This is a genomic window from Haloquadratum walsbyi J07HQW2, assembly GCF_000415985.1.
Taxonomy (GTDB): Archaea; Halobacteriota; Halobacteria; order Halobacteriales; family Haloferacaceae; genus Haloquadratum; species Haloquadratum walsbyi_B.
The window spans coordinates 575,604-600,006 of sequence record NZ_KE356561.1 but is presented as its reverse complement, the minus strand read 5'-3'; the positions used below and the strand labels follow the sequence as shown (position 1 = coordinate 600,006).

Sequence of the window (24,403 nt, the reverse complement as noted above, 5' to 3'; positions counted from 1 at the left end):
TCTCGCGGATGTAGCACAAATTAAGTGTGTCCTATCGATTACTTAATTTGTGTCGCGTCTGCCTACGCCAACGATGATGCTAGTTAACATCCGTCTCTCGACCGTCATAGTTTGGCCAGATTGGGTGACGGACGCCTCTACCCTTCTCCCATGAGGCATCTGTTATCTTCCACAGAGGTCACGAGTTTTCTCAGTTACACATCGAGCTCTGGGGAGTGGTCACTCACGAGTGTCTTCGCTGTGTTCACACAACTAACACTAACACGTTAGATTGGCTATCTGACGCCCAGCGCACTGATTATCGTCATTCACACTCAGATTCAAACAAAGCTCACTCCGAAAATAGATGGAGCCGTCAGAAGCTATACTGCAAGAGATAGACGTTGTCAGTCGTCCGCGGGTGCGACGTTCCCTTCAGCGACGAGTTCGTCCCACTTTTCGACACTTGCTTCTGCAACCTCGCGGTCCTGGCTGACTTCACCACCGGAGACGCCGATCGAACCGACAATCTCACCGTCCTTCTTGAGGGGGTAGCCCCCGCCAAAAATGACAATTTTGTTATCGTCGGTGGTCTGCAGACCGTACAGAGAGTTACCGGGCTCACTCGCCTCCGCCAGTTGGTGGGTCGGCGTGTCCAACGCCGTTGCTGTATATGCCTTGTTTCGGGAGATGGAAACAGAAGCAAGCCACGCGTCATTCATCCGATGTTGACCGATAAGGTTACCTTCGCTGTTAGCGACTGTAATAACCATTGGCTGACCGATTTCTTCGGCGTGGTCTTCGGCAGCTTCGATCACTTCTTTTGCCGTGTCAAGGGGGATTTCCTCAGACATTAGTGAAAACAAGAAGAGAAATAACATAAAAAAACATCGAAAAAAGCGTGATATGTCGAGAGTCATCATTGAGAGAGATTAACCGCAAAGTTCCTCAACAGCACTGTGTAGATAAAAAAGAGAGTCCTCGGTAAATTTGTGAGAATAACTTAAAATAAACCTGGAAACGCGAATACGGAATTGTTGTGCACGACTTGTGGAAATGTTGGCATCGTGTGAACGGTTACGATGAAATTGGACCTTCGTCCCGTAACAGTACTATGACAACGCCAAGCAAGAGTATGAGGACCATTTCCGGTCCATACTGAAGCAGAACCCGCCAAATGGCGAAAAATCGCTCACCCGGCTGTGGGGCGAGTCGGCTATTCGCGATTCTTGCGACGGATAAGACAAGGATGAGAATACTGGCTCCAACCACGCCAGTCTTGATGTTCGTATTAACCACGTTGCTGTCAATTTGGGTAGATTCACACGTGAGTGTGACGCATCGGTTTTGTTGAACAAACCATGATATTTGAATACTTCTACAATTACTTCAGCCCCAGTAGTGCAGACACTTATGAAACTCTGGATAATAAACCAGATTGAGTGATATTAAATCGATTATAGTTGCACACATAATTCTTCGCAGCTGTGTGAGTCTAATCGTTGTGGAGGAGTGAAATCATAGTTGACAAATACACTCCTTAGCTACGACGATCTCTGCCGGGAGACCGCTGTTTCCAATCGGTCCCAGACTATCTTGAGCACCGGTGGATCACTGGTCAGGTCCAGCAGGGTGGTCTCCCACTGATGATGGATCGTTTCTTATTGCTCGTCTAGGAGTCCGTCGTTCACATCAACGGTGAGCCCATCGTGTTTGCACTTTGCGTCGGAGGCGGGTCCCGCGTCGGCAAAATCGACCATGACTGACTCGCCTCCGAACAGTTGATAGAGGTCGTAGTAGTCACGGACGACCCCACGCTGGTAGACCGTCCGGAACTTTTCGGCGAAGATTTCCTCGACGCTGTACGTCTGGAGATTAAATTCGGGCACATCTTCATAGCGTGAGTATGTTGAGCGGGATCGAAGGCGACGTGCTCGTCGACCATCACGTCGATACTGGTCGTGTTGGGATGGGATAGTTGAGGGCGACCCAGTACTGAATGCTGATGTCGACGTAGTGGGTCGGATAGTGGTCGTGTTGGGATTCGGGGTGCTCTCAAATCTCGAATTCGATACCAGAACAGTCAGCAATTGTATCGAGGACCGCTTGGATTTCTTGTTTGGACCCCCGGTACTCCTCTCAACATCAAAATCGAGGTCTTCCGAGAACCGACACGATTGGGGGAGATACAGTTGGGACAGTGCAGTCCCGGCTTTGAACAGGAGGTTGTCGCCGCAGTCGCTCGTGAAAATACCCCAGAGGAGCCACGAATTGACGTAGTTCTTTTCAGCGTATCCTTGCCGAACGCCCAGTTTGCGAGCGGGGATTCGGAGCCGATCCTGACTGAGCATCGCGATTATGATTCCGTCGGCTCCAGCGTGGCTGGCTCGACGTTGATCCGGAGGCGACACGTACTGTCGTTGATCCGGTGTCGGGTCACGTCGGGTCCAGTGGGGAATAGCCGCTCGTGAGCGATGCGACAAGTTTCTCGTGTGCAGGGAAGTCAATGCCGAACTGGTCGACGAGGTAGACAATCCGCTCGGTCGCAGCGCCGTTGTCGAGCCGGTCAAGACACTCGCTGACGATCTCCCGGTTGCAACCCTGTTCGTCGACAGTCCGCATCGCAGTCGCGAGCTCCCGAGGGCCACTACAGAACTCGCGGTGGTCCGTACAGTCGACCAGCGTCTTTCCCAGTTCGCTGACCTGCACGGTCATGCCCTCAGTCGATGTCGGCTCAAAGTCGAAAAATTTCCGCTCGGCGACTGCCGTGACGCGGCGCGGAACGTCGTGGATCTCTCGGCTTTGCGCTCGGGTCGACGTGACGACGCGCACAGTCCAAGGTACCCGTTCGGTCAGCCCGTGGTGGCTGAGGGTGCTGTAGTAGCTGATGTACATCGGCTTGGCGACGTGGGCGGCGATGAGGTACTCGTGGGTTGTGTACACGGCTTCCTCGCCGGCTGTGAGTGGAGTGATAAGGCGCGTGTCCGAGAAGAGCCGGTTGAGCTAGCCTTTCTCGGTGAGCCGGGAAAAGATATCTTGAGCAGTAAAAAGGGACTCAATGGAGAATGATATCTGATGGAGTAGTTGTATCAGTATGCCTATTTTTCTGAGACTAGTGGCAAATACATCTAAGACGGGTTTATTCGGGGGTATATTGGCGGAAATAGATATAAACATCAACATCAACATCAACATCGACAACAAGATTGCAGCACTGATATCAAGATCACACTGATATGACTGCCGGTTGCATTAGTCTCAATCAAATAGCAATATGTGGAATCGCTCTGCTCGTGAAAATGTGGCTGTCTCTCTGATTTACTATCGGATTTATTGATTTATGCGTTAGTTCGATTGGGTAGAGTCCTAATTTCAGGAGTAGTCATGAAGTATATGTATTTAAAAACATCCTATTCTAGCGATATACTTTGAAATCGCACCAGAAATTATATACGGACTGTTTTCGGCGATAAATTCAGGTCATATTTACAAGTATACCGAACAACGCTATTCACCCCGTTGATGATAGTTATCTGCTTAAGAGAGGCTGTCACGGAGTGGTTGAATCTATAATACAGGTACGATCGTTATTGCATTTCGATGAAATATTCACAAATATTGTAATTGCTTCGAATTGAAAAGTAGTAACTCAGGTTTGTTAATAACACAGATGCATCCATAGTTTTCATCGCAATAATTATGTTTACATCCGTATTCCCAGTCGATAAAATCGTTATATTTAATTTCAGACATTCGGCGACACATGAGTTTCACACATACAGAATCAGCGTGGATCAGTATGATCAGGGTATCTCATAACCCGTTTCATTTTCAGTTTCCCGAATCCTCTCGACAATTTCAACGGAAATGTACACTATCTAAAATACATTATATTATCGTACGTATCGCAGCATCATTTGACATTTCGGCTGTCATACGAGAGCTGAGAGGTGCATACGGCATCAAAAAATTGAAACCGTGATTACGAATTCTGGATAGTTACTATATTACTAATTTCGAACCGTGTCCCGCCGGTTGCCGGTTCGGTTAATTGAATCATCCAGTTGTGGGCAGAAACGACGGCGTCAACAATCGAGAGCCCGAGTCCAATTCCATCGTCGCCTGTCGAGAAGCCCGCTTCAAATACATCTTCGTGCCTCGAATCGGGGATGCCTGACCCATCGTCTTCAACGTAGAAGCCGTCTTTCTTAGGCAGTGCCCCAACGCGAACCACTACGTCCTCACCACCGTGTTCGATTGCGTTCCGAAACAGATTCTCAAAGAGTTGCTGGACGCGGTCAGGATTTGCTTGGAATATCATATCCACCTCAGTTAGGAGTTCGGCATTACCCGTTTCAACCGACTGCCAACATGTCTTGACGATTGATGACAGGTTAACCCGCTCAGTTTCTTTGACATCCTGTCCTTGCCGAGCCATGGCAAGCACATCGGTAATGAGACCTTCCATCCGGTCAATTGCATCCACAGCTATCTCAATATGTTCGCTGTCGGTCTCCTCATTAGCAATTGAGAGTCGTCCTTGTGCAACGTTGAGTGGATTCCGGAGGTCGTGTGAGACGACGCTTGCGAACTGCTCTAATCGATTAACGCGGTTCATCAGCTGATCGCGTTGGAGTTCTTTTTCGAGCATACGGGCAATGAGTTCTGCAAACAGCGTCTCGTCGTCTGTAAACGGGTGGTCGCGAGGGGCATCGGCAACAAAACAGACTGTTCCATATATCTCCCCGTTAACTCTAAGCGGCGTTCCGTGATAACAATAGATTTCATGCGTTTGAAAAGCAGAATCGGTTTTTAATCCTTGATTCGGCACGTCATGCAATGCAATTGAGTCACCTTGTTCAATTGTCCGCTGGCAATAAGTGGTTGAGAGGTCAATTCGAAGACCTGTTGGAAACTCGCCGTCCGGTGGATCGGTGCTGCTGATAGCCTTCCAGTAGTCGGTCTGTTGATCAATTTTGCTCAGGTGACCGTTGTCAGCGTTTAGATACTCCTCGCCCAGATCAAGTGCATGTTCAGCCTTCTCATTGAACGAGATATCCGCTGCCATCACTTCGTAGAGTTCCCGGCGCGCTTGGACCGCAGTTGATCTGCCTTTGCTCATGGTCGTTTATCTCAAGCATGAGAAAAAAAGATGGTGAGTATCAAACTATTTGATGACGTAATATTATTATCTCTTCTGTTCGTCATTCATCATTGCATGCGCTGGGTCACACAGACATAGACACGAGATGGAACTCTTCCCATATGATTCCTAGGCAGCTCAAGGAACGTCTACTAGCGTCGGGAAGATCTACGGAGTAATCGCTCGTCCGAATTAGTCGTAGCTTAGTCAGTGCAGTCGTCATACCAGTGCATTCGAACTCGGGTGAGTAAGACGCCGAATTAATCTTATACTTTGCTTGTGATATACATTCGACAAGACTGCTGAATGCGTCATTTATAAACCATTTCTAATGTGATCAAAACATCAGCCATGTGCTGGTCTAGGTAGCATCAGGAGTATGATTTGATAATCCTGAATAAAATAAAATAGTAATGAATCGCTTTCGCATCCAATAGAGAATGAGTGTAACTACTGTGGATATACGCGTTGCATGGAGCATCATTTTCCTGAGAAACATGACTGTGCTGGAACACAATCGGAACCACTGAGTGGTGGATAGTTTAGCTCATCACTGCCAGCGAGTCAGAAACAATCAACCGGCGAACCAGCCAGTAATTCGATGGAAATAACAGAGGGGCGAACGGTCGGCTCACCGCCAGCTGAGACTGGTAAATCAGGCTCTGATATAGCCCCTGATGGATCAGCAGTTGGTATAGGGAATGACCGTGGTGAGACTCGCTCCGAGTCGTTGTGGCAACGATTGCTCTCGTGGTAGCATGGTTTCAATATTGAGAATTAGAAGCTAACTGGTATTCAATAGCCGGTTTCGACGCAATCTTGTCGAACACAAATGACCTCTTATCGAGATTCCCAAGAAAGCACCTGTATCGGCACTTTTGTGAGTAGTCCTGTGTAGCATACCACCTATTAGTAAACATAATTCGATGAAACAACTGATAAACATCTCTCGCAAATTGAGCAAAGAGCTATAAAAACTCCTCTCGGGGAATCCTGATACCCGACAGAGTCCTTAGCATAGCCCCATCATCATGAATACGGTGGGGCAAACTACTACTTGCGGGTCGGTGGCATGATATTGGTGTGGTCGTATGTATACACTGTCACACGATAATAATCGTGTCCGACAACACATATAGCTCGTGAATATGTTCTGTAACTCTGATTCCATATGACTCAATCTCCTGACTGGTATTTCATCTGGTATCCGATAGCTCGTTGTGTCAGGTTCTCTATCGGAAAGACTGTGAGTGAGACGGTGAAAAATGAGATATTCGGAAACGGCAGCACACAGTTTCGATTCAATAATAATATTAGACAGAATATCGGTATTAATAGCTCTCAGACCTGCTATGGGCTTACCCAAATGACCAGTGGGTGCTAAAGAGAGCTGATATCGACGTATATGCGGGCAGCCTTCGCCTTGTCAGTGTCTCGCTCAATGATTGTGGTCGCAGGAACTGTCATAGTTGATCCATCGTGACGCGTGTACGTCACGTCTGCCTCAAGCGTGAGGATATCGTCAATATCTTCAATTCCCTCGGTCACCCAAATTCCGCTAAAATTGTGATCAAGAGTATCAATCGACTCAAAAAATCCACCAATATACTCCTCGATCCTCTCCGACCCTTTGATCATGTCTTGGTTACCCCACGTAAGACATCCCTCCTCAGTGAAAGCGTCTGCAAAACCCGTTTCATCAGTGCTGTCGACCGCCTCATAGAGCTCCGTTGCCCACCTGACTGCTCTTTGTGGTGCATCGATTTTCGCGTCCTCGGCTATCTTCATATTTCGATAAGAATTCAACTATCATACCTAATAAACACTCGATTATAACCGGGTACTTAGTCCATCGACCCTCTATATTTCAATATTTCCAACTATTTATGACGCGGTACTGTTGTGTTGGTGGATGCGTCCAGGTAATTATTTTCTCTTGCTGTCTATGCTTATGAAGTCGGACGGTGCGTCCTCGTCCTCGAAATATGATCTAATCAAGGTATTCTGTGTCGTCGATGCCCAAGAATAGCTAGTGTCATAGCAGACCTTCTCGTGCAAAAGACCGTTTTGCTCAATCGGTGGTTTAATATATCTAGTACATAATGATAATACATGATGAATTTCACACAGGCGTTAGACGAGTTGTGTAACTGCGAGTATCCAGCCAGTATCGATGACATCGAAGCGAGGTGTGAAAGTATGAAGATAGAATTACAAGGCGGCTCTGAAACAACACTCGGAGAAATGCTTGATGTTCTTGATGATCCACCTGAAACATTTGAGTCGAGTGGTGACCTGCATAATACCCTGATGTCTCTCGCTCCGAGGGGAAGTGTCGGAAGAGCGAACTACGATGATCGAGGGACAACCCACACAGACAGAAAACAACAGTCCTTCTAGCTAATTGTCGTTTCTCATTTCCACGATTCAAACAGTATGAGTCGTGTATATTGTCCATGTCTTCTGATACTACCACGACCCCACAAGTCGTGAGTATCTCGATCACTAGATTCAGAATCAGATATCATCTCACACTGTTATTTACACACAGCGGACAGTCTCTTGCATTCACAACTTTTTAATCGAGGTATGCGGACGCTCATGGACAGACTCAGTTTCGGCTATTCTCGATCGGTTATGCCGAATGGAATCATCCACGAGTTGCGAAGACGCTGCACATAGTTCTCTCACCTATTTTGATCCCCGGTGGATGGGGTATCGGGCTGGTCGCTCAACACTCTGCAGTGCTCGAAGTGATTCCACCGATTCTAGGCGGCGTCTCATCGCGCATTTTATCTCGACGGTTGTATCTCAGATGACGAATATGCGTTATTGAATTAGATAGATTATCACACATTTGGTCCGGCGTAATAATGAGATCACCGAAAATCCGCCTACGGTAATAGTATCTCAGTAATCTCTCTCGCCCGTTGTTTGCACTGATGTGCGCAGCTCTGTACGCAGGATTTTCTTCCTTGATTCCGGCGAAAAGTAGCAGTCTTGTTGTCTCATTGTCGCCGGATTCATTCCACACACCAAATTGAGTACGTTATCTGAACGCCCGAATTACTTGAGTTCCAACACTAATATTTTAACCGTCAGTCAACGCCTGGTGTGTGTTCCCAAGCGGTCTCACGATATCTTATGTTGAACTTCTAAAATATGCAGTTTCCAATACAGTCAAACCATCTTGAATGACTACATTTGAATTAGCCTTTGGGAGGTATCCGACCGGATTGTCTTCGGCATGATGTGTCTGACCTGTCTGTTCATATTTATTTTCAGCCACTACTTTACAATCAAGAAATTCGATGGTTTATAGCGGGTTATCAATGTATGAGGAAATGGCTATAATATGGTTCTCAAATATGAATCGAAAGAAGACGGAGAAGAATACAAAATAGATGATACCTCGCAGCGAATTCTAGAAAAACTAACACGAGGAGAGAGAGTAGCAACAGAAATGCAGGAGTATGTCGATGTTAACACGAATAGACCGATTCACTACAGAGTTGACCAGTATCTAGAGCCCGCAGGACTTGTCACAATAGTTGAGAAGCGAACACTGGCGGATGAACAAAGAGAAGCAAATGTGTACGCCTTGACAAAGGAAGGAAAAAAGTTCGTTAACCAACACAGATTTAATATCAATTCCTCAGAGGTAAATCAGCTTCGCGAGGATATAACTCGAGTGAATACGACTATCAGAGGTATTCAAGAGTCAGTTGAGACACTATCTGAAAGAGTTGATAACAACCCCACACACGACGATATTAATGAAAGGATACAGGAGTTGCAAGATACTGAGGACGAACAAACAAAGAGTCACAGACGAGAAACTGAACAAGAGTTTGACGATATTCAGACGCAACTAACAGAAATAGTGAATAAAGTTGATCATGTTGAATCAAAACTCGAACAACAGGACGACCGGATCGACCAACTACAGGGCAGGATCAAAAAGTTGGAAGATCGATCAGTCCGCGATTTTCTCCCATTTTGACCGTATAGAAGTACGATTCGTAATCCTCGTGTATGTATACCCTATTCTTCACTTCTTCTCCTAGGCTAAAATTGGTGTCCTCTATCGCTAACGTATCCGACGGATCCAATTTCCACATACTCATGACTGGTATAATCTGATTTTTGTTTCTTTTCATTAATATTGGTTTCTTAAATGGTGGGTTTGGTATATTCTCAAAATTTCCAGATGAACCGTCTGGAATGTTTCGGGAAAGGATAGATCATGCTCATGGCTACTCATGCCTCGCAAACGTCTGGATTCAGATTGTCACTATATTGATGATCCTGTAACGTCAGTAGGGTCACTTCCGGCATCTGTGTGGTTAATCTTCATTAACTAGAATATTTATATACTGGTACGGGCGAGTTTAGATCATCAGGTGCCTTGACCGCAGTACTGAAACGACGACCCTAGTTATCGGATTCGCTGCTCACCGCGGGATATCAATACGTTGAGAGTTAATTAATGATATATTATTTTTCAGAGAATAATAACTAATTCTGCTTCATGCTGTTCACAAAGTGGCTGTGATTGTGCCATCTTGGGAAATAAAGAATCGTCCTCTTAGATCACCTCATTCTCAATAGCGACTACGCGTTTGGTTAAGTAACGTAGTGAAAGACGGAGAGACGGTGGGACGGATAGCTGTTCTGACGACGGTGACAGTGAGTATAAGACCGTTTCATGTTTTCAACTCGGTTGAGCGCTATCAGATGCTGTCATCTACAACACGTAGCCTGCATCAATTTCATTCTAGCTCCAGCACTGCTGGACCGCCACACTCCATGCACCGATACTCAGAATTGTCAAATCGAGGTCTGTAAATCTGTATACCTTCTTCTCTGCTATGATTGGCATCACAAGCGAATTGAAAGCTCATGTCACCTACATCCTGAGTCTGGAGATCATCTATTGTGACTTTTCGTATGTTGGTTGCTCTCTCTACAAGCCGCGACTCAATACCAATTTCTTTGGCTTCTTGATCGGTTATCTTCTTGGACATTTTCAATTTTTTAGAGTAATCGCTAATATCACTCTGCTGTTTATATATTATCACGGTCCGCATCCGTATGAATGACATTCTGGAATGAGAAAGCTTCAGCTGACATCGATGTTTAGATGGACTTCTTAACTGATTATTACTCATCGTTGATCTGGGACTCAAGAGAATGATGACTCAGAGCCAGCTTCCGTGTTGAGTCGGTTCTTCGGTGGTTGATCTGAGTAGTTGCGTCGCTTCACCACCATCAGAAAAGCCCTCTCTCAAGCGTTTAGGTTTCGGTCGCCGATTCGCCGGATGGTAGAGCCGTCCTCAATGTACCTTACGGGTCGAACGGCGGGTTCTGACATGCTGTCTGTGTGGGTGTCTAGACAGGGCTAAATATCTACCCGTATCTCGGTGTGACCCATTCGTGCCCTATCTGCAGCAGGACCTTCAGGATAGTGCAGATTATTGATACAATCACGAGTTGGTGTATCGTGGCGCTTGCCCAATTATCATCGGATAGTATCTCAAACCGAGTAAAACAGATCATAACCGTATAAACCGTGCAGAGACCGTTTATTAAACCGTGCAAGTGGTATTACAACGAGTTTAATTGTAGGCTACTAACAAGAGAGCACCGGATGTGGACTCTATCGGGAAAGGGGGAGGATTATGATGATCGATATGGGAGCAGGGGAGTGTCTTATCTGGAGCCGGCTTTCGCGAAGTTCTTACTATTGAGAGTATGCACTGAACCGAGGAGGAAAATAGAGACGAACCTCCACATATCTTTGTGCGGCTGAATACTGACATATACCACACTGGGAGGATTCGTACTCACACTTATCCCAGTGGCTAGTGTGTTCTGTCCGACCCTGCAGGACTTCGACGTGGCAATCTTAACATTCTAAAACCAAGCGGTATCAAGTGTTTTACCATCTCGGAACGCTGCAAGAACAAGACGTTCTCAATCGGGAACGCGGAACCTCCCTCTATGTGCTTCTCGAATGAAGAGCATCTAATCACGTCTGATATCTAAATAGAGCATTTTCCAACGGCACGGGTTTTTATTGTGGAGATAGTCCCAAGACTACTTATTTTTCATCTATATACGAGTAGATGTGATTAACAAGGACGGGATCACACCAGAGGTGCGTACAGGGCTGACGAATCTTGTGACTGTTCTGGGGGTTGCGGTGTTTGGCTGGTCGGCAGGTGCGTTGCTGATTATTTACTGGATTGAGGCAGGTGTCGCACTGGTCCGTGGATTCTTTCAGGGTCCGTTCGCGCGGCGCGAGCCGGAGGAGCTGACTCCTGAACAACAGAGAGTTAGAGGAAGGTTGCCCTTGGCATCTTGGGAAAACAAACGCGGCGGTGTCTCGATAGGTCCGCTCCCACCAGTATATCCGCGGAACATGTCAGCGGTGTCCGCGTCTATCATAGTGACACTCATCTTCTGGCCCATCGCTGGGGGACTCGTCATCGCAACCGTCGGGCCGGAGCTCCCCATCGGGACGGTATTGCTTGCGGTGGTTGGTGTCGTCGCCGGACACACCGTCGGTCTGATCAACTACTTCAGGAACAACCGATACATCGAGGACACGGTCAATTCGGCGATGTCCAGACGGTACGCGATTGGTGTGTTTGTGCTCGGTGTCGGCGGGGTATTCACCCTTTCGCGTGCATCCCCACCGTCAGTGCTGTTCCTCATTATCGCGATTGGAAAACTTCTCGCTGACCTCGTAATTGCCAAAGCAGAAGCGTCAAATGAGACGCTCACCCGGTGGGATGAAGAGTCTCTTGAGGAGCAGATCCCTGGCAGAGAACCGACCGCGGTGTTCAAGACGAACCGGCGAGACATGCTTCTCCGGGCTGCAGGAATCGCTTTTCTTCTTATATTGGTGCCTCCATACATCTTTGTTGGTCTAGCTGCGGTTATCGTCGGACTGGTTAGTGGGGTGGTAGTCGGCGGAGTTGCGTTCATCATAGCTATCGTGGTAACAATGGTTATTATACTCGGGCGAACCGCCGTGGAGCGAGGGCATCTAGAGTATCACGTGTATCCGGACCAGATCGTCGCATACGACGGGCTACTCGACGCAGCACAATGGTCGGTTGATCAAAGCAAGATTGAGGAGGTGACTGTCGAGTCGAGTAGACTCGACCGGATTCGACCAGGGTCACAGACCGTCGTGGTGTCGACATACGGCGACGACCGTCGGCTACACGCTCTACGGCGCCCGGAGACGTTGATCGACGTCTTGAATTCGGGCAGCGGAGAAACGCAGCGCTCCCTGAACACGCGCCGATACCCACAGAATTGCTAATCGAAAACGTGTAGAAAGGCATAAACTTCTGCTCGGGACAGGGTCGACCCTCAACTCGCCAAAGTGATGAGCCGGATATTGAATTAAATTAATTATTGATACAAGTGTCTCTGGAGCAGGGGTATTAGGATGAGTCTCAAGAATGTTGCAGTGGTGTTCTTGATATGAGTGTATGATACACGCAGAGTCCACTTTCTCCACTAGTCAACATACAATAAAATCGGAATAACAACAACACCGACACCGGGGGCGACTATATCAAGCGCCACTGGTCCAACCTGAGTTATCTGAAGATGTGCGGTGGGGTTGCTGCATACGAGCGCGGAGATCTCCAACACTTGCTGGATGTTGCCGAAGAGAAAGGGATTCTGACAGCTCCGGAGATTGCTGCGATTCTTGATGAGCGGGAGCTACCCGTTGAATATGAAACACGCCCATCAGTTGGCAGAGGATGACCCGAAGTCAGTAATGATGAAAGTGGTCGTTTTGCTCTGTCACAAGATACCGAATGTCTAATTCCTGACCGCGGAGTGGCATATATTTCAATTATAGATTTAAAAATAGTTCCGCGCAGCGACGTGGATCGGGACTGCTGACAAGATACGGTTGTCTTTATGACTGATCAATCGATGATGCCTGATAGTTATTGTATTGTGACCACCGACCATCGATAAATCCGATTCAATGTGATACTATGAACATATGACTACACCAACATCATGCTAACAAGCTAAATACAATTAACTGCCTCATGTATTCATGATGCTGGGGCTAGTCGAAGGGGTTCTATCGCGGGATTACCCGAGAGAACTTTGGATGAGTCAGGGTCGGATAATTCCGAGAGTACCCTTCGAGAGACACGGACTCCTGCAAGACAGCGATGCGTCATACTCACCGTGATATCAAGACACTGTTGCACTAATCTAGGCTATTGTTGGTAGTTGCGTGAGTATAGTAAAGACACTCATGAGTGATCAGTTCCCGAAGCCGGAGATGGAGATATAACACAAAGCACTTGCCGTCTCTACAGAAGACAACAGACATCTCGTATGAGAGAAAGGTGGAGGCACCTGCCACCGAATCTGCCCGAACTATGACACTGATGCCAACTGATATCGCCGTTGGCGTAGGCGGACACGACACGACACAACACAAATCAAATGAGATATGACACATTTGATCTGTGTTACACCCACAACAGCGTTCTCACACGAAGAGGCAATGGTCACCGTCACCGGCAGACTACGATGGCGATGATCGTGTGAGAGTGGGGTTGGGACTTCCATCCCCCAACTCATGCTCCGATGGACACACGGGCACGTTCTCTCGAGTGTGTAACAATCGCATTAGTAAGTACGTGTGGTAATGATTGTCGATATGTAAGATAAGCCTGAGCGCGAATACGGGATCCGGGGAATTACCGGTAATCAGTAAGTTCTGAATTTGGGATTATCGGTAGGCAAAGAATAACCCCGAAGTCAGGGAGATGACAACGTGGTCGTTGGTCATGTCACGAGAAACCGAATGTCTCCGTGTTTGACTTCGGAGTATCATACTTTTTGATCATAGACTGAAATAAATTTCGTGTAGCCTCACGTTACATGTGTCAGGTGAATACAGTGACATACGAACATTGAGCGATCGCCACACACACCACAATTTGGATTGCAGTAATTCCGGAAACGGCACGTTCACCGTGTGCACATCATCCTAAACGGTAGTATTGGACACACAAGTGCAAGATATGTGCCCAGAGAAGACGATGAAACATACCGGTATCGTGTCACTGTTGTTGTCTATCCGGTTTGTGGCTGTTTTTGATCGTTGCTGATCTCTGCGGAGTAGTACAATATAATACATAGTGCGATTGGTGAGAAATCACACTCGAAAAAACAACCGTGGGTGCACTCCGAAGATCTTCGGTGCTGTCACTCACACAAACTATTGGAGTAATCTGTGCAGAGACAGTCCGATCGAACTGTGTCAAATAAATTCCATCATAAGCCAAGATATCTACTTCAGGTCAATGTCGAGGTCGGTATCTCGCTGAGTCACTGCTTCGAAATCAATACGATTTCGTCACGACAAATCATAATGATGGGTTACTGATCTACGATCCAGAGACTGGCACATATACCGCCGAACTATCGAATTTCGGGATATTTGCCGAAATAAAAGACGGTCTTGGAAAACACTGGTCAACCCACGGACGGACTGAGATAATATCACGACTGAAACAAGATGGCATTATTGAACGCCGACAATTCAATGGAAGTCAGCAGTTCGAAGATCCATATGTCTGTGCTGACAACGGCGTGTTGAATTTCCCGACAGGAGAACTGAAAAATCACAGTCCGGAGTACTTCTTCATCGACCACATATCAGTAAGATATCACCCAAGCGCAGACACAGCAGCGTATGAACACTACTTCGACGATTGGACAGAACGGGACGCAGATAGAAAGGCGCTGATTGAGATGGTCGGACATGCACTTGTGCCGGATGCAAACGAGCGATATAAGAAATTCTTGATGCTCACCGGGGCGCAGACAACGGTAAATCGGTGTTTTTCGATGTATCAAGGCATTACTCAATGGTCCAGACGGCACTGAGCAGAACATCTCAAATGTCAAACTCTCGAAGGTATCCACACAGCGATTTTCGAAGGACTCCGTGTATGGTAATCTGGCAAACATCGCCGGAGAGGTCGACGGCAAGAAGATGCGAAACACAGCCTCACTGAAAGACATCACAGACGGTGACAGTGTGAAGATCAAGTTGAAGCGCAAGCAGTCATTTTTTCGATGAGATTAATCCGACGATGATGTTTGCAGCGAATAATCCGCCAATACTCGGTGAGCGTGACAAGCAGGCTATTACGTCCCGACTTACGTCAGTTAAACTTCCATACACCTTCGTCAACAATCCGAGTGAGACTGACCGATTCAAAAAACAGCGTATCCCAGAAAGCAATCTTGAAGCGAAACTTCTGACCGACGAAGCACTGTCTGGACTGCTCCGGCTTGCAGTCGACGGGATTCAGCATTTTGAGATGAATGATGATGTTTCAGTTCCAGAGACACCAATGGAGCGTCTACAGCGATATGAACGAAGCGCGGATCCGATCCGACAGTTCGGGCATGAGTGTCTCAAAGATCAGGATAGCGAATACGTTGTCAAAGCAGGTATCATGATAATGTACAACACGTGGGCGAAATCACGTGGACACGAACTTGGTCCTAATACCCATCAGACGCTACATGATGCAGTTCAGGGAACGGCGGAACTGAACTATGCAACATCACGTCCTGACCCTGCTGATTATGCTGACGCTTATCTCCTACTCCAACCATGTCAGTCTCGGTATTCGTCGATGATACCCAGGATGACATTTCAAATCACATGAACTGTACCGAATTCAGCATTTTCGAGGTGGAGCCCCCGCCCCCGACCTCAAGGAGCGAACGGAGTGAGCGAGTAGGTCGGGGAGGAACCCGACATTGGACGACGCAACCGCCACACTGCGACCGACTGACTCACAAGCCTATAAACACCGTCGAATACTCTCCGGAAACATGGACGTGCGTCGAACCGCCGTCGTGAAACTCGCTGTTTCCGACGAGCAGCGCGACGCACTCCGCCGAACCGCCGAGCAATACCTATGCTGCGCGAACCGAACCGCCGACTACTATTGGTTCGACACCTCCTACACCGAGTGCAGAACCAACAAAAGACAGGTTCGTGACGCACTCTACGCCGAACTTCGAGAGGAGACAGTCCTACACAACTCGTCCAAGCCGCCACCAAACGCGCCGTCGAAGCCGTCACAGCGTAAGCGTGTGTCGAACGGTGGAAGAAAGGGCAGCGTATCTCTTGCCCGACGTTTACCGCTGAAACGATGGACTACGACGCACGGAGCGCGACCTTCTACCGCAACAAGCTATCGCTGGCAACCGTCGAGAGGCGGGTAGAACCATCGTTCGTTCTCCCGGCAGACAGCCCGACGCCCTACGAGCGGTATGTTCTCTCCGAGGGCTCCGAGTTCAGCGAAAATACGGTTCGATACGACGCGGTGGACGACGAGTTCTCCATCATATCCAACCTCGACGCGGCGAACAGACGGTGACGCAGAGGTTTCGGCAGATACCGGGCACCCCGAGCCCGACCAGACGGTCCTCGGTATCGATCTTGACCTCGGCATCAACTCGTTGGCAGTCTCCTCGACCGGTACGTTCTGGCAGGGAAACGACTCCGACCACTGGTGCCGTGAGTTGAGTTTGAGAAGCGGCGTGGTGAGTGGTGAGATGCACCAGCGCGGCACGCAACCCGCGGACAACGACTTGCTTCGCCTCAGGAAGCGCGAAGCGAAGAAGCGTGGCGGAAACAGTACAGTACATCCACACGGTCGCTAACGAACTTATCGCGGAAGCTGTCGAACACGACTGCGACGTTCTTATTTTCGAGGACCTAACGAACATTCGAGAGCGGCTTCCACACGCGAAGTGGCACCACCTTTGGGCGTTCCGACGCCTCTACGAGTACGTCGAGTACAAAGCGCCTGAGCGGAGTGTCTCTGTGGAGCAACTCGACCCGAACCACACGTACACGTCTCAACGCTGTTCTCGGACGGATTGTGGGTTCACGCACGAGGACAACCGCCACGGAGAACACTTCTGTTGTCTGAAGTGTGGCTACGAGGTGAACGCGGATTACAATGGTGCGAAGAATATCGGGCTGCGGTACGCCCGAAACCAGACACACAGATTCCGCTCTGTTCCTCGCCCAAGTCGGGGAGTGGAGACGCAGAAGTAGACCTGCGTGTGAATGGTGGGACGTTGACCGGCGGGAGTCACCGGTCTACTGCTGGTGACTGACTGCCGGGACCGGGAGTCGGGAGTCCACATCAAAGCCCCACCCTCAAGAACCGAGGCGCGTATGCGCCGAGGGAGTAGGGTGGGGTAGTTTACACGTCGATTGTTGGTGATTCTCGTTGTCCCGATCTACGAGGGAATTTCGAGTATAATGAAGACGACTCTGATCTAACCTCTGTGCTAATCAGACCACTCGATGAGTTCGAAGATTGCTCAGATATATTTATCTTATCGACAGTTGCTGAGTGACTTTCTCTCAGTTAAGATAGTTTTGTTACATGCGAACGATATGGGATCTTGAACGCACTACTGATGTCATTCTCAGTCGTCTCAGAGCGTGTGAGACAAACCATCGGATACCTCTCATTACTGTCTCCGCCTGGGTGCAAGTAGGTCTGCTCGCCTTGAGACAGCACCCTCATACCTATTTGTTTGGGGTGAGCACTGCAACAAATATGAGGCGACACTCGGCACTCGGGTTGACGTTTCTTTTGATGAGCCTCTGGTGGGGACGGACGGCGATATCACAGTCAGGATTCGTTTCCCTGCTCACGGGCGCTTCTGCTGTTGGTCTTGGGTTCCTTGGTGGGGCAATAATTTCTGGCGTAGTGACACCATCCTCGATTCCTGATACTAAATTAGGTCCTCTCGCGACTCGGATATTCGTTATCTTTAGTAGCATCGGGGCAGTCGCCATCTTGCTCATCTCTGTGTATCTGTACGCCGGGTCTTGATGTGCATTAACTATCCCTAAAACCACAGTCATACCCATATGTCAATGCAAATAACTCCATCACAGTGACGACTCGCACCGACACGATTCACCTGTCGTGACTAAACAGGCAAGCGTGCGAAATTCACAGTTGAGTGAGAGATGAGAATCCGACAATAGCCAACTGTAGTAAGCCTGAGGCTCAGTAGTCTCAACCTGTCGCAATGCAGTGTAAAAAAGTAGTCTCCGTTTTCTATTCTCAGACGTATAAATAATGACTATTTGCTTGGAATACCCTGTGGTAGGTGTATGGACGAGGATTCACAGCGAGCGATTGCCGTCTGGGTATTGAGTGTCACATCGTTTTCGTTTCCAATAGGATTTCTTTATTTCCAAGGAGAACTGACGATGTTTATTATCATTTTATGCTTGTTTCCAACAGTTATCTTAACGACCATCGGAGTGATACCGCCACCATGGAAGCCTATCAGCGACTAGTTTTCCGCTCTGAACTGGTATCACTCAAGAGCGAGATAGACAACTTCTACGAGTGAGACTCCAGTACTTTCTGTAAGAACTGTAGCTTATCGACGAGCCAGGAGTGCTATACAATTCTTCCCACATCGGTAAGAACTGCCCAGCACAGCGCATTAGTTTATTATCTGTTGAAGAGATTTTGTTTTGCTATGGCTGTGGATCTCCGACGTGCAATCAGCAGAAATACACTACTTCTACTACACTTCATCGTCAGTGTGATAATTCTTGCAGACCCGACTTTTGACTTCTCACAAATGTTTCCTGATGGGTTATTTAGCATGAACTTGGAGTCGTTCTTCTCGCTGGTAGCGTCTTCCTGTACTGGTCTAAAACAGGCTCAGACAGCCATACACGAATAGAATCTCAAAGATGACGCTCGAGGAAGGCAGAGCATCGTAAGGTAGATTCTGTAATACTCTGAACGTGATCAATAATGACTCGTACCCGTGACCACCGAATTGAGGAATGTACAGACTCATAGATAGGCTCAGCTCCTGAAATCCAACAGACGTTGCTTCAGTAATTAGTCAGGACAACTGTTCGAGTTCTGCTCTCGAGTCCTCTGAGTGAAGTCGGATTCACAGAGACATTTAAACACCCAATCACGTTTTTATTGTCACAGTATGAATAAAACCGGGTTCAATAATCGCTGACAGACCTGCCTTCCACTGACGCGCACCATCGAGAATCATTCGTGCTGAGCTCTGTCTGACTCCAGTCGTGGTCCTAACAGGTCCCACTCAGAGACGACGCTGTGCGAGACGCAGACACGGTTATTCCACTAGTGTAGTTCGACCCGACCCGACCCGACCCGACACGAGTCAGACATTCATATACAACGCTCATAGGTATTATATTTATGCTATGTGTCATAATAACTGCAACTGAGCCAGGAGGTTTTATTATAGCATAAAGTACAGTCGTTAGTAACTAAACATGACGACTAAACATAAACCCGAGGACATCATCCGTATCCTCCACGTTGATGATCAATTGGACTTTGCCGAGATGACGACAACCTTTCTGGAGCGGGAAAACGACCGATTCGATACTGAAATCGTCGCGAGTGCAAGCGACGGACTCGCTCGCCTTGCTGACTCACCATTCGACTGTATTATTTCTGATTACGATATGCCCCGGATGGATGGAATCGATTTTTTGGAAACTGTCCGAGAAGAGTATCCCGATGTTCCATTTATTCTGTATACAGGCAAAGGATCCGAAACAGTCGCTAGCGAAGCGATCTCTGCTGGAGTGACTGAGTATCTGCAGAAATCATCTGGGACTGAGCAGTATGAGCTATTGGCTCACCGAATCACGAACGCTGTCGACCAGTCACAGACTGAACAGCGACTTCAAACGCTTTTCGACCGCTTCTCACAGCCAATCGTGGAAGTTCAATATGAAGCTGACGAGCCAATCATCACTCATGTGAATTCAGCCTTTGAGGACGTATTTGGATATGAAGCCAATACGCTCATTGGTGACTCTCTCGACACCCACATTGTTCCTGATAATCGAACTGATGAAGTCACAGCGATTAATCACCGTGTTCAAACGGATGGTGGTCTCAAACAAATAGAGACTGTCCGTGAGACTGTAGATGGTCCCCGGAAATTCCTCGTTCAAATCGCTGCTTACGACGACGGCTCTGGTGGGTTCGCCAGTTATACAGATATCACAGACCGAAGCGAACGCAGAGAGACGCTTAAACGGAACCAAGATCTACTACGACACACCGAACAGTTGGCTGATGTCGGTGGGTGGGAAGCCGACATGGAAACCGGCGAGTTGCGTTGGACGCAGGGAACACACGCAATCCACGATATCAATCCTGATGAAGAGTTTGAACCATCGATTGAGACTGCAATAGAGTTTTATCATCCTGATGATCAGGCAAAAATCAAGACAGCGGTGAGTGACTGTCGTACGCACGGCGACCCGTACGACATTGAATTACGATTGATTACCGCTGAAGATGAACAAAAGTGGGTACGCACCACTGGCGAACCTGTATACGATGGTGATGATATCATCAAAATTCGGGGTGCAATCTGTGACATTACACAACAGTACAAGCGTCGCCAGCAACTCGAACAGACCGAGACCTTTTTTAACAGTACACAGGATCAGTTATTTTTGATCAATGTTGGCGAGGAATTTACAATTGAGCGACTCAACCAAGCTTGGGAAGACACGCCAGGCATCTCGGCTGAGGAGAGTTGCGGACAGACAATACAGGATGTGTTAGGTGAGAAACAGGCAAACGAAGTCAGACAAAAGTATCGGAAATGTGTCGAACAGCAGGAGACACTCGAATATCAAGAACAAATCCGGTTTGGGAATGAGTCCGCTCACTGGCAGACCAGAATCACACCAGTCGTTATTGACGAGGACGTCGAATGTATCGCTGGTGTAAGCCGAGATATTACTGATATCAAAGGGCATAGACAGGAATTAATAGAGTTAAAACAGGAGTATCAGACACTTGCAGAGAATTTCCCCGATGGTGCAGTATACCTCATCAATGAAAATTTCGAGTATGTCCGTGCTCGAGGTGAAGCATTACAGCGAGCTGATCTGTCGCCTGCAGACATTGAGGGTCACGTTCCACACGACGTGTTTCCGGATGAACTCGCGGACGAAGCCTGCCACCAATATGAGCAGGCGTTCGACGGGATTGCGACCACTGATGAACAGGAATACAACGGTGACCGATACCGAGTTCGGGTGACGCCTGTGGAATCCAACAGTCAGGAGATCACTCATGTGATGGCGGTTGCACAGGACATTACCGAGTTTGCTGAGGACAGAGAAAAACTTCAGCGTCAAAACAAACGGTTGGATGAGTTTGTGAGCGTGGTGAGTCACGATCTCCGAAACCCACTGTCTGTTGCAGAAGGAAACGTGGAACTCCTTCGTGAGGACTGTCGTTGTGATAATGAGCGAATCGACACGATTGACTCAGCACTGACTCGGATGGATGAGCTGATTGAAGATCTACTCACGTTAGCTCATACAGATAAGCGAATAAACCGCACAGAGTCAGTCAATCTCGCCGAGTTGTCTGAGAATTGCTGGCAGAATGTTGAGACTACCGGTGCCGATGCAACAATTCATATCGATATCACTGCCACACAGACTATCGAGGCAGATCCGAATCGGCTCGCACAGTTATTGGAGAATCTGATGCGGAATGCAATCGAGCATACAAACGAGGATGTGACAGTCACCATTGGTGAGTTTGAAGACGGATTCTATATCAAAGACGATGGCAGCGGAATTCCTGCAGATGAGCGAGACGATGTCTTCGAAGCGGGCTATACGACGACTAGCCAAGGTACTGGATTCGGACTCTCAATTGTAAAGCAGGTGGTTGAAGCTCATGGATGGGAAATATCTCTCACAGAGGGCTCTGAAGATGGAGCACGGTTTGAGGTGAGTAATGTTGAAGTGAGTCAAATTGAATCGAATTGAATTGAATTGAATTGAATGCTGAGCCCACAGCGTTCATAATATCTTGTGTGGTGTCCGACCATCTGGAGATGAGATCTATCGTTTAATGCCCAGATCAGGAGAAGACTCGGTAGCGACTGGCCTGAACTCCGGAGCCACGCGAGTACCTATCTAGCGTCACACACGTTGTGACGGGTGAATTGTCCAGCTGTTCGACAAACTCGTTTTGTTCAGTTTTAAACACTACTGAAATAAAGAAGCGCTTGCCTAAGTTGATGATATAAAGATACGATGACATGTTGATTCTGTGAGTCGATTCCTCGCCAGCGATGTGATGTTGACTATACGACGCTAGGCTTCAGTTGTCGTCACAGCAGTTGTGACGTCACCAGCAAGGTTCTTACCAAACATGACCGGTATCTTCATTCTAACGGGAGTCTCCGGCTTCAAATAGTTCATCTATTAACTGATGACGATGACAGAACCAATCTTATTTTTCTGTGGCTCTTAGAAATTTTTAATCACATATTACTGTTGTGTTTTTGAATTCTTTGACAAATGTACTGGGGTATGAAGAGCAATCAAAATATTTAGCTCATTCTCCCGAAACTCCTCAACTAACTCGCCGAATTCCTTTCCACCGTCTCTTATTGTCCTAATGATATCGTTCTTAAACCGCTCAAGCGATCATAAACGTCATTACACTCTGCTCGGCAATCGAATATTCATGACTGTTCGATCATCGGAGCCACCAACAGAGATACTCCCACCTGCTTGTGTGATGAGCATTCTGACCTTCCAGAGATCCAACTGTGTGCCATGGGTCAATGGTGTCTCTTCACCAGTCTCCAGCACGGTGCGGTCTGCATCCGACATCGCAGATCCGTCAGCAGAAACCCGAATATAAATCCACCTGTCAGTTTTTTCGGTGGGAGTGTCAGTCTCAACCTCCCAAGCTCCATCCTGCGACGCAAACAATTCGAGATCAATCGTCGACAGGTGCATGGATGATGTGGTCATGTCGTCAAGAACCTCTTCGACAGCCGACTGAATCCACTGAGGAACCAAACCCAGACTTTTTTTCTCGGTGTTTCGGCTTCGGTTACAATTATGCTCATGGGTGTCCTCTCCCCTGCGCTCATTTCTTGTCTGCGGAGATCTGTATTCAATGTCAATATCAGCTTTCGAGTGAGTAGATTGATGTGTGTCAATGGCAGCCGACACTACCTCCTCTACTGGCTGAAGGGGTTGCTGTCGGTCCCCGGTTCTATCTCTCGTCTCCGTCTGCGTCTACACTGATGGCATCCTGAATCTCCTGTAAATCAAAAAACATTTCATCCCAAGATGCAAGAATTTTATCAACTCGTTCAGATGACTCAACGCGCTCCTCACGTGTTGCTGCAGTGGCAGCCTCATGTGTCCAGCCACGAATTTTCATCACATCGTTTCGCATGTCGTGTCGAAATATCCGGTACAGAACTTGGAGATGTTGTTGCTGCCGATGCTGATCGCTCATGTCGGTGCCCTCAACCAGAATCTGCTTGACGTTGCCAGTGTTGTCAGCAATTGGCTTGGCTGAGAAGCGAATTCGACGAAGCCCATCGACTCCTCTCACATTAGTCTCATACCGAACGAATTCTCCATCCGCAGCGCGCTCAAGGGCACTTTGGACGCGCTCATGAACTGACTCCGAGTGTGTCCACCATGAGATATCATCAAACTTCCGACCAATGACATCGCTCCGTTCAATTCCTCCGAATGTGAGTGCTGTGTCATTGATTTCAATAACGGTTCCGTCCAGTTGGAGGAGACCAATGAACTGTTCGGCGTCATTGACCAGCGTGTCGTACCGTTGTCTCGTCGCTCGCTGGAGAGTTGCCTGATATCCAGCGATGAACATGACAACCCCCCCACTCCCGGTAGCAACGAGAAACACAAAGATCGGTTCAGAGAGAGGTCGACCCTCAAGAGAGAGGACCCCGAAAATGACACTGGTAATTCCGGCTCCGATGACAGCGCCACAACCTGTCCAGAGAGCAATCGCCCATGTTTCATCGGGGCTGAGGGTTGTCTGCTGTTTCCGTAGCCACCATCCCGCCGAGATGAGACTAATTGCTAACCCGCCGTCAAGAATCACTGAAATGATAGGTCCCAGCCGGGAGGCAACTCGCATCCACTCCTGAGAATGATGAACGATCGAAATAATCAGGAGTGCTCCGCCGATCGCCATGACCACAATTGAACCCCGACTTATCATGACCACGTATGAGACGCTTGATGAAGTAATAAATGATGCGAATACCCATCAGTGGCAATATGACCGTCGATGAGGTGCTTTCATGTAACAAAATCACATACCAGCCGGTTAT

Annotated in this window: 19 protein-coding genes and 1 pseudogene; 13 read left to right on the top strand and 7 right to left on the bottom strand. The window is 48.0% G+C overall.

Annotated elements, in window-relative coordinates; all coding sequences use genetic code 11:
• Positions 1–386: 386 nt before the first annotated feature.
• From J07HQW2_RS02770 to J07HQW2_RS02755, 4 genes are all read right to left on the bottom strand, one after another.
• The gene (locus J07HQW2_RS02770; protein WP_021053775.1) at positions 387–833 is read right to left on the bottom strand and encodes a GlcG/HbpS family heme-binding protein; all 447 of its coding nucleotides are present in this window, start codon (positions 831–833) and stop codon (positions 387–389) included.
• An 807-nt stretch (positions 834–1,640) separates the two neighbouring features.
• The gene (locus J07HQW2_RS02765) at positions 1,641–2,330 is read right to left on the bottom strand and encodes a nucleotidyl transferase AbiEii/AbiGii toxin family protein (protein WP_021053773.1); all 690 of its coding nucleotides are present in this window, start codon (positions 2,328–2,330) and stop codon (positions 1,641–1,643) included.
• 85 nt (positions 2,331–2,415) lie between these two features.
• Positions 2,416–2,922 carry a type IV toxin-antitoxin system AbiEi family antitoxin domain-containing protein gene (locus tag J07HQW2_RS17465; RefSeq protein WP_303703935.1) on the bottom strand — a complete coding sequence of 169 codons (507 nt, stop codon included), beginning with the start codon at positions 2,920–2,922 and terminating at the stop codon, positions 2,416–2,418.
• A gap of 1,039 nt (positions 2,923–3,961) precedes the next feature.
• Complete coding sequence (locus J07HQW2_RS02755) at positions 3,962–5,101, bottom strand: GAF domain-containing sensor histidine kinase (protein WP_021053771.1); 1,140 nt, start codon at positions 5,099–5,101, stop codon at positions 3,962–3,964.
• 454 nt (positions 5,102–5,555) lie between these two features.
• Between J07HQW2_RS02755 and J07HQW2_RS19845 the strand changes: the two genes are divergently transcribed.
• Positions 5,556–5,663: a hypothetical protein gene (locus J07HQW2_RS19845; protein ID WP_394324626.1), complete on the top strand. Its 108-nt coding sequence runs from the start codon at positions 5,556–5,558 to the stop codon at positions 5,661–5,663.
• 60 nt (positions 5,664–5,723) lie between these two features.
• Positions 5,724–5,879, top strand: a complete 156-nt coding sequence (locus tag J07HQW2_RS17460) for a hypothetical protein (RefSeq protein WP_021053770.1) — start codon at positions 5,724–5,726, stop codon at positions 5,877–5,879.
• Positions 5,880–6,502: 623 nt separating this feature from the next.
• Here J07HQW2_RS17460 and J07HQW2_RS02750 read toward each other — a convergent pair.
• Positions 6,503–6,910 (bottom strand): nuclear transport factor 2 family protein, encoded by a 408-nt coding sequence (locus J07HQW2_RS02750; RefSeq protein WP_021053769.1) that lies wholly within the window; start codon positions 6,908–6,910, stop codon positions 6,503–6,505.
• Positions 6,911–7,234: 324 nt separating this feature from the next.
• Between J07HQW2_RS02750 and J07HQW2_RS02745 the strand changes: the two genes are divergently transcribed.
• The 11 genes and pseudogenes from J07HQW2_RS02745 (at position 7,235) to J07HQW2_RS02700 (ending at position 22,055) form a co-directional block, all read left to right on the top strand.
• Positions 7,235–7,522 carry a DUF5789 family protein gene (locus J07HQW2_RS02745; RefSeq protein WP_021053768.1) on the top strand — a complete coding sequence of 96 codons (288 nt, stop codon included), beginning with the start codon at positions 7,235–7,237 and terminating at the stop codon, positions 7,520–7,522.
• A 955-nt stretch (positions 7,523–8,477) separates the two neighbouring features.
• The gene (locus tag J07HQW2_RS02740; protein WP_021053767.1) at positions 8,478–9,125 is read left to right on the top strand and encodes a hypothetical protein; all 648 of its coding nucleotides are present in this window, start codon (positions 8,478–8,480) and stop codon (positions 9,123–9,125) included.
• 2,127 nt (positions 9,126–11,252) lie between these two features.
• Positions 11,253–12,458 (top strand): DUF6498-containing protein, encoded by a 1,206-nt coding sequence (locus J07HQW2_RS02730; protein ID WP_021053764.1) that lies wholly within the window; start codon positions 11,253–11,255, stop codon positions 12,456–12,458.
• A gap of 293 nt (positions 12,459–12,751) precedes the next feature.
• The gene (locus tag J07HQW2_RS17455) at positions 12,752–12,913 is read left to right on the top strand and encodes a hypothetical protein (RefSeq protein WP_021053763.1); all 162 of its coding nucleotides are present in this window, start codon (positions 12,752–12,754) and stop codon (positions 12,911–12,913) included.
• 1,554 nt (positions 12,914–14,467) lie between these two features.
• A complete protein-coding gene (locus J07HQW2_RS19525) occupies positions 14,468–15,070 on the top strand; it encodes a hypothetical protein (RefSeq protein WP_343122475.1) in 603 nt (200 codons plus the stop codon).
• Positions 15,018–15,266, top strand: coding sequence for a DUF5906 domain-containing protein (locus J07HQW2_RS19520; RefSeq protein WP_343122474.1), 249 nt, complete (start codon positions 15,018–15,020; stop codon positions 15,264–15,266). The genes J07HQW2_RS19525 and J07HQW2_RS19520 overlap by 53 nt, the downstream gene beginning before the upstream one ends.
• Positions 15,267–15,279: 13 nt before the next feature.
• On the top strand, positions 15,280–15,864 hold the full coding sequence (locus J07HQW2_RS02720) for a hypothetical protein (protein ID WP_048075114.1): 585 nt from the start codon (positions 15,280–15,282) through the stop codon (positions 15,862–15,864).
• A 169-nt stretch (positions 15,865–16,033) separates the two neighbouring features.
• Positions 16,034–17,332: pseudogene (locus tag J07HQW2_RS02715) on the top strand (RNA-guided endonuclease InsQ/TnpB family protein).
• A gap of 452 nt (positions 17,333–17,784) precedes the next feature.
• Positions 17,785–18,063 (top strand): hypothetical protein, encoded by a 279-nt coding sequence (locus tag J07HQW2_RS17450; protein ID WP_303703933.1) that lies wholly within the window; start codon positions 17,785–17,787, stop codon positions 18,061–18,063.
• 287 nt (positions 18,064–18,350) lie between these two features.
• On the top strand, positions 18,351–18,539 hold the full coding sequence (locus tag J07HQW2_RS17445; protein WP_021053758.1) for a hypothetical protein: 189 nt from the start codon (positions 18,351–18,353) through the stop codon (positions 18,537–18,539).
• A gap of 975 nt (positions 18,540–19,514) precedes the next feature.
• Positions 19,515–22,055, top strand: coding sequence for a hybrid sensor histidine kinase/response regulator (locus tag J07HQW2_RS02700; protein WP_021053756.1), 2,541 nt, complete (start codon positions 19,515–19,517; stop codon positions 22,053–22,055).
• 678 nt (positions 22,056–22,733) lie between these two features.
• Here J07HQW2_RS02700 and J07HQW2_RS02695 read toward each other — a convergent pair.
• Both J07HQW2_RS02695 and J07HQW2_RS17440 read right to left on the bottom strand, forming a co-directional pair.
• Entirely contained in the window at positions 22,734–23,102 is a 369-nt protein-coding gene (locus J07HQW2_RS02695; RefSeq protein WP_303703932.1) for a hypothetical protein, read from the bottom strand.
• Between the two features lie 199 nt (positions 23,103–23,301).
• Positions 23,302–24,264, bottom strand: a complete 963-nt coding sequence (locus J07HQW2_RS17440) for a PAS domain S-box protein (protein WP_303703931.1) — start codon at positions 24,262–24,264, stop codon at positions 23,302–23,304.
• Positions 24,265–24,403 lie beyond the last annotated feature (139 nt).